The sequence below is a fragment of the Achromobacter sp. F4_2707 genome, assembly GCF_047501535.1.
Classification (GTDB): Bacteria; Pseudomonadota; Gammaproteobacteria; order Burkholderiales; family Burkholderiaceae_B; genus Yanghanlia.
Map to the genome: position 1 here is coordinate 1 of NZ_JAZDRJ010000017.1, position 6,560 is coordinate 6,560.

The 6,560-nt window shown below is 57.0% G+C and carries 6 protein-coding genes and 1 other RNA gene; 5 read left to right on the top strand and 2 right to left on the bottom strand.

Going from position 1 to position 6,560, the window contains the following annotated elements:
- The first annotated feature begins 221 nt into the window (after positions 1-221).
- Entirely contained in the window at positions 222-590 is a 369-nt protein-coding gene (locus tag VRY85_RS14345) for a DUF4870 family protein (protein ID WP_414599289.1), read from the top strand.
- Positions 591-799: 209 nt separating this feature from the next.
- Here VRY85_RS14345 and VRY85_RS14350 read toward each other — a convergent pair whose 3' ends face one another.
- Positions 800-1,072, bottom strand: coding sequence for an SWIB/MDM2 domain-containing protein (locus VRY85_RS14350; RefSeq protein WP_414599290.1), 273 nt, complete (start codon positions 1,070-1,072; stop codon positions 800-802).
- A gap of 193 nt (positions 1,073-1,265) precedes the next feature.
- On the opposite strand from VRY85_RS14350, the gene VRY85_RS14355 reads away from it, so the two are divergent.
- Both VRY85_RS14355 and pyrC read left to right on the top strand, forming a co-directional pair.
- Positions 1,266-2,474, top strand: coding sequence for a M20 aminoacylase family protein (locus tag VRY85_RS14355; RefSeq protein WP_414599291.1), 1,209 nt, complete (start codon positions 1,266-1,268; stop codon positions 2,472-2,474).
- Between the two features lie 8 nt (positions 2,475-2,482).
- Positions 2,483-3,547 carry a dihydroorotase gene (gene pyrC / locus VRY85_RS14360; RefSeq protein ID WP_414599292.1) on the top strand — a complete coding sequence of 355 codons (1,065 nt, stop codon included), beginning with the start codon at positions 2,483-2,485 and terminating at the stop codon, positions 3,545-3,547.
- A gap of 66 nt (positions 3,548-3,613) precedes the next feature.
- On the opposite strand, the gene VRY85_RS14365 is transcribed toward pyrC, so the two are convergent.
- Entirely contained in the window at positions 3,614-5,428 is a 1,815-nt protein-coding gene (locus tag VRY85_RS14365) for an ATP-binding cassette domain-containing protein (RefSeq protein WP_414599293.1), read from the bottom strand.
- A 69-nt stretch (positions 5,429-5,497) separates the two neighbouring features.
- Between VRY85_RS14365 and rnpB the strand changes: the two genes are divergently transcribed.
- Positions 5,498-5,899: RNase P RNA component class A (rnpB, locus tag VRY85_RS14370), an RNA gene on the top strand.
- 224 nt (positions 5,900-6,123) lie between these two features.
- On the top strand, positions 6,124-6,552 hold the full coding sequence (gene mraZ, locus VRY85_RS14375; RefSeq protein ID WP_414599294.1) for a division/cell wall cluster transcriptional repressor MraZ: 429 nt from the start codon (positions 6,124-6,126) through the stop codon (positions 6,550-6,552).
- The last annotated feature ends 8 nt before the right edge of the window (positions 6,553-6,560 follow it).

A 6,560-nucleotide genomic window follows, 5' to 3' on the forward strand; every position in this document is an offset into this window, starting at 1 on the left:
CCGAACAGGACCGTGAAACGCCTTTGCGCCGATGATAGTGGACGGACGTCTGTGAAAGTAGGTCATCGTCAGGCACTTATCCCTCAAAACCCCATCCGGTAACAACCGGGTGGGGTTTTGGCTTTGGAGAAACAGAATCAGATAAAATGACAACGTTGTGGTACAAGAGCCTACTTGAAAGTTCTATTCGTACCGCATTCATGTCACGGAGACTCCCCTACATGTCACAAGCTTTTCCGCAGCAAGAACCCGATAATTGCCTCACTTTGCGTCGGCTCACTCATCTGATTTACGGCCTTTTCGCTCTGGGCCTGATCAGCGCTGGTTTTTTTGGCGTGGCAACAATTGCAGCCATTGTTCTGGCATATCTGAAGCGCTCCGAAGCAGCGGGCACGTTGTACGCCCCCCATTTTGACTGGGTATTGAAAACCTTCTGGTGGGGGCTTTTGTGGTTCGCGCTCAGCGCCCTGGGCACATTTATCTTTATTGGCTGGATAACCGGCCTTATTGCTCTGGTATGGGTCGTTTATCGCATCGCCAAGGGGTGGCTGGCCTTGTTTGCAGGAAACACGCCTAACGCCGATTTTTAAGGCCGCTTGAAGCCGGGCTTTGCGAGTCCGTTCATTCTTAGGGTAAATAAAAAAACGCTGGTTATTAGACCAGCGTTTTTTTTGGCTTAAAGACCATGGCAAAGCCTTGATGTCGCGACCACGTCCCTGTGCGCAGACATTCGCATGGCGACGCCGATGCGCGAATCGGTACCGGCTGTTTATTTCACCAGGGCCTTTTAGTCTGGCGCTTATGACAGGTGAGCGCTGACCAGTTTGGTGAGCTCAAACATGGAGACCTGGTCCTTGCCGAACAGCGGGCGCAGTTTGTCGTCAGCGTTGATATTGCGACGGTTGGCGGGGTCTTGCAGATCGTGCTTCTTGATGTATTCCCAGATCTTCTTGGTGACTTCAGTGCGCGGCAGTGGGTCGGAGCCAATCACGGCAGCCAGCGTGGCGCTCGGGGTGAGGGGTTTCATGAATGCGGCGTTGGGTTTACGAGCGGCTTTTTTGGATGTTGCCATAGAACTGGGCTCCTGACGGTATTTGTTGGTTGAATGTACGGTGTGCAGCATAACTTGAGAGAAACCGCAGCACCAGCGTCTTGTGTAGATTGCGCCACGGGGGTTGACCCGAGGCGGCGAATGGTGTGCTGCCGCGCTATGTTAATGTACGGGTTCGGCTCTTATCCATAGATTGTGCAGGGATTTCACCAGAATGTCGTATCAACATGTACTACAAGCCATTAACATGTTCCACGACGAGCTTACCGCCGTCAGACGCGACATCCACGCTCATCCCGAGCTGGGCTTCCAGGAAGTCCGCACATCTGCTCTGGTGGCCCGTACGCTCAAGGCGCTGGGCTATGAAGTTCATACTGGCATAGGGCGCACCGGAGTGGTGGGTGTATTGGCAGGCAAAGCCAATACCAGCGGGCGTTCGATTGGTTTACGCGCTGATATGGATGCCTTGCCCATCAACGAAAGCGGTAGCCGCCCATATAAATCGAAGCGAGACGGCGTTATGCATGCCTGCGGGCATGACGGCCATACCGCTATCATGCTGGGCGTGGCCCGTTACTTGGCAGAAACACGTAATTTTGATGGCCGGGTTGTGCTGATATTCCAACCGGCAGAAGAAGGCCTTGGCGGGGCCCAGGCCATGTTGGAAGACGGGCTGTTCGAGCGCTTTCACTGCGATGCAGTGTACGCGCTACATAACTGGCCCAGCCTGCCGCCCGGGGTGATTGGCGTCAATGACGGGCCCATGATGGCGGCGGCAGATTCGTTCGAGATTTTTATCGAAGGGCGTGGAGGCCATGGCGCCCATGCTTATCAAACCAATGACCCTATCGTTATCGCAGCACAACTGATCTCCGCTTTGCAGACCATTGTGTCTCGCAACGTGCCGGGGCCGGAAGCGGCAGTGTTAACGGTCTCAGCAGTCAAAGCAGGTAATCTTGAAGCCATGAATGTGATTCCCCATACCGCCAGCATGGTGGGGACAGTCAGAACATTTAACCCGGTGATTCAGGAAAAAATCGTTGCGCGCATGCAAGAGGTTGTTGCGGGTATTGCCGCGGCTTTCCAAGCACGTATCGAGCTCAATTACAAACGTTTGTTCCCCGCCACTATCAATACGCCTAGCCATGCGCAACGGGTGGCGGATGTTGCGAGAGAGCTTTTTGGCGAAGAGAATGTGGTGGATAACCTGACTCCGTCAATGGGTTCGGAGGATTTCTCCTACATGCTGCAGCAGCGCCCTGGGGCGTTTTTCCGGCTCGGGCAGGGCGGCGCGGAATCTGGCTGCGTCCTGCATAATGCCGCTTTCGATTTCAATGATGATGTCATTCCCCACGGCTGTGCCATGTTGGTGCGCCTGGTGGAACGCAGTATGCCGCTCGCAAGCGGTGAAAACCAAGAGTAGATACGAATATGTCCGAAGCAACGCCCCAGACCCTCACCATTATCCGGCCTGACGACTGGCATTTGCACCTGCGCGACGGCCCAACGTTGGCCGCCGTGGTTGGCGATACCGCCAGGCAGTTCCAGCGCGCCATCGTCATGCCGAATTTGCAGCCGCCGGTTACGACGGGCGAGCAGGCATTGGAATACCGCGAGCGCATTCTGGAGGCTGTTTCTCAGGCAGGGCTGGGCGACAACTCGTTCACGCCTCTGATGACGCTGTACCTGACGGACAATACCTCTGCCGAAGAAATTCGTATGGCGCACTCCACCGGGGTCATTCATGCGGTCAAACTGTACCCGGCTGGCGCCACCACCAATTCCGATGCAGGGGTGACCGACCTGCTCAAGCACTGTTCGGCTGCGCTTGAGGCCATGCAAGAAATTGGCATGCCGCTGCTGGTGCATGGTGAAGTCACCGACCCGGACATTGACCTTTTTGATCGCGAAGCCGTTTTTATTGAGCGGGTGATGATTCCTCTGCGCCAGCAGTTTCCTGAACTGAAGGTGGTTTTCGAGCACCTCACCACCAAGGATGGCGTTGACTACGTGAGCCAGGCGGAAGGGCCTATTGCGGCCACTATCACTGCGCACCACTTGCTGTACAACCGTAACGCGCTTTTCCAGGGCGGCTTGAGGCCGCACTGGTATTGTTTGCCGGTTCTGAAGCGCGAAGTACACCGGCAGGCGCTGGTGCAGGCGGCAACAAGCGATTCCCCCCGCTTTTTTCTGGGCACTGATAGCGCGCCGCATCCGCGAGGCCTGAAAGAGCATGCTTGCGGATGTGCGGGCTGTTACACCGCCTTGCATGCAATGGAACTCTACGCGACGGCTTTCTCCCGTGCGGGCCGCCTTGATCGCCTGGAGGCATTCGCCAGCCTCAATGGCCCGGCGTTTTATGGTTTGCCCGTCAATACCGGCACGTTAACGCTGGAACGACGCGCTTTTACCATTCCGGCCACGCTGCCCATGGGTGAGCACGAGCTTGTGCCGCTCGCTGCAGGCGAGACGCTAGAGTGGAGTTTGGTGGCCTAAAGGCTAGTCGGTGTGAGTGCGCCGTTGCCAATGAGCGCACCGTGACCACACCGGGGCTTTAAGCGTTCAGGATTCAGCGCGTTTGGCTTCTAACGTTTCCCAGCGGTCGAATAGCGTTTCAAGTTTTTCTTCGAGCGCTGCTAACTCTGCATTGATCTGGCCGGCCCGTTCCGGGTTCTGTTGGTAGAGTTCCGGGTTGGAAAGTTCGGCTGTCAGCGCTTCTTGTTGGGATTCCACTTCAGCAATGGCATCGGGCAGGGTTTCGAGCTCTTTGGCTTCCCAGTTAGTCAGGCGTGTGCTGCCCCGCCCCCCGCGAGGGCGTGCCGGTGCAGCAGGTTTGGGTTTTTCTGCCGGGGCGGCAGTCTCTGCCTTGGCTTTTGGCGCCGGCTCTTCGCGTTGGGCCAGCCAATCGTCGTAGCCACCTACGTATTCACGCCAAGCGCCGCCACCTTCGGCGACCAGTGTCTGGGTGACGACGTTATCGAGAAAAGTACGGTCGTGACTGACCAGGAGCACGGTTCCGCTGTAGTCTTGGAGCAGTTCTTCCAGTAACTCAAGCGTTTCGATATCCAGATCGTTGGTGGGTTCGTCGAGTACTAGCACGTTGGTAGGGCGAGCGAACATGCGGGCCAGAGCCAGTCGGGCGCGTTCCCCTCCGGAGAGGCTGGAAACCGGCGACTGTGAGCGTGCCGGCGCGAACAGGAAATCTTCCAGATAGCTCATGACATGCTTACGCTGATTACCTATCTCCACCCACTCACTGCCTGGATTGATGGTTTCGGCCAGGGTGGCGTTTTCATCCAGATTCGCGCGCATTTGGTCGAAATAGCCCACAGTCAGGTTGGTGCCATGGCGCACCGAACCCCTATCGGGTTGGAGTTCTCCCAAGATAATGCGCAGCATGGTGGTTTTGCCGGCCCCATTGGGGCCGATAAGGCCGATACGGTCGCCGCGCATTATGGTGGTGGAAAAATCACGAACAATGACCCGTTCCCCATATTGGTGGTGGATGTTTTCAAGTTCGGCCACCAGTTTGCCTGACCGAGCGCCTTCGGCCACCGCCATGCGTACATTGCCGGCACGTTCGCGGCGTTCAGCACGTTCGCGGCGCAGTTGTTCTAGGCGTCGTACCCGCCCTTCATTACGAGTGCGGCGAGCTTCGACGCCTTTGCGTATCCAGACCTCTTCCTGCGCCAGAAATTTATCGAAGCGGGCGTCCTGTTGTTGCTCCGCTTCCAGCATTTCTGCCTTGCGCGCCTGCCATTGGGAGAAGTTGCCTGGGAAGCTGTAAAGCCGCCCACGGTCCAGTTCAACAATGCGGGTTGCGACTTCATCCAAAAAGCGCCGATCGTGAGTGATGACGACTAGCGCGCAGCGCGACTCAACCAACATGTTCTGCAGCCATAGAATGCCGTCGAAATCCAGATGGTTGGTGGGTTCGTCCAGTAGTAGGAGATCAGGGCTGTCGGCCAGAGCGCGTGCGAGCGCTACGCGTTTGCGGGTGCCGCCCGATAGGCCGGCAATGGGCGCGTCGGGTTGCAGGCCGAGTTGATCGATTAAAGACCCCGCAATGGCGGGGCGTTGCCAGTGTTCACGTTCGATATAGTTGCCGCACAGCCATTCCAGCACAGTGGCGTTGTCGTCGAGTTTAGGTTCTTGCTCGACAGTGGCCACGGTCAGGCCGCTTATCCGCATGACCTCGCCGTCGTCCGGTTCAATCCGGCCGTCAAGAACCTTGAGAAGCGACGACTTACCGGCGCCGTTGCGGCCAATGAGGCCGATGCGGTCGCCTTGCTGAATGGTGAGATCGGTGCCGGCCAACAGGGCATGGTGCCCGAAGGCCAGTTGTGCATTGGTCAGGGTAATGAGGGATACGGCCATTGTAAAAATATCGATGAAAGCGGGTTGCCCGACAAGTTGTTCTATTGTCGCAGGTTACAATACCCAAGTGGGGCGAGTCGGGCAATCGCGGTGCGCAAGCATCGAGGAAGGTCCGGACTCCGCAGGGCAGGGTAGCGGCTAACAGCCGTCCGGCGTCGCGGCGCGTCAGCGTCGTCAAGCCGAGGAATAGGGCCACAGAGACGAGTCTGCGGCGGGGGCCTTAAGTGGCACGGGTACGGCTATCTCCGTACTCCATGGTGGCATGTCACCATGACGCTGTAGGGTGAAACGCGGCAACCTCTATCCGGAGCAACATCAAATAGGCATGCGTGGGTTCTTCGGAACCTTCAGGGCGGCCCGCCCGAGCATGCGGGTAGATGGCACGAGCGCGTCAGTAATGGCGCGCCCAGATGAATGATTGCCCACCGGCTATCCGGTGTACAGAATCCGGCCTACAGACTCGCCTCACATTTCCTCTCTTTTCTTGACATTCCATGGCGCAATCTAAAGTTCTGCTTTTAGTTGTGCCGCCAATCCCTTGATTTTCAAATGGTTTTTTCTTTTGTGCTTGTGCGATATCAGCGCTAAGTACTTGTTGTCATTGAAAAAAATCGCTACTGACGCTTGACCGGGTTGCCGGCTTACCGTAGAGTGGGGAAAAGTAGGATAAAGTGCATGAAAGTGGGGATATCATCTTGTTCCAGGGCAGCAGCGCTCTCTCGTTGGATGCAAAGGGTCGGGTAACCATACCGACCCGGCATCGTGACGCGCTGACAGCCCAGTGCGAGGGGCATCTGACACTGACGCGTCACCCGGACGGATGCCTGTTGGTGTATCCCCGCCCGGTGTGGGAAATCAAACGCGAAGAAATCGCGCGACTGCCTGCGGGCGCGCGCGTATTGCAGCGACTCATGTTGGGAAATGCTCAGGACGTCGATATCGACGGAGCAGGGCGTGTGTTGGTTGCGCCCGAACTACGCAGCGCCGCCGGCCTTAGCAAAGAAGTCATGTTGCTAGGCATGGGCGGTCATTTTGAGCTCTGGGATGCCGCCACCTTGCAGCGCCGCGAGGCCGAAGATCTGGCCAAAGGCATGACGGACATCCTTGATCAATTTTCTTTCTGAGCAGTCTT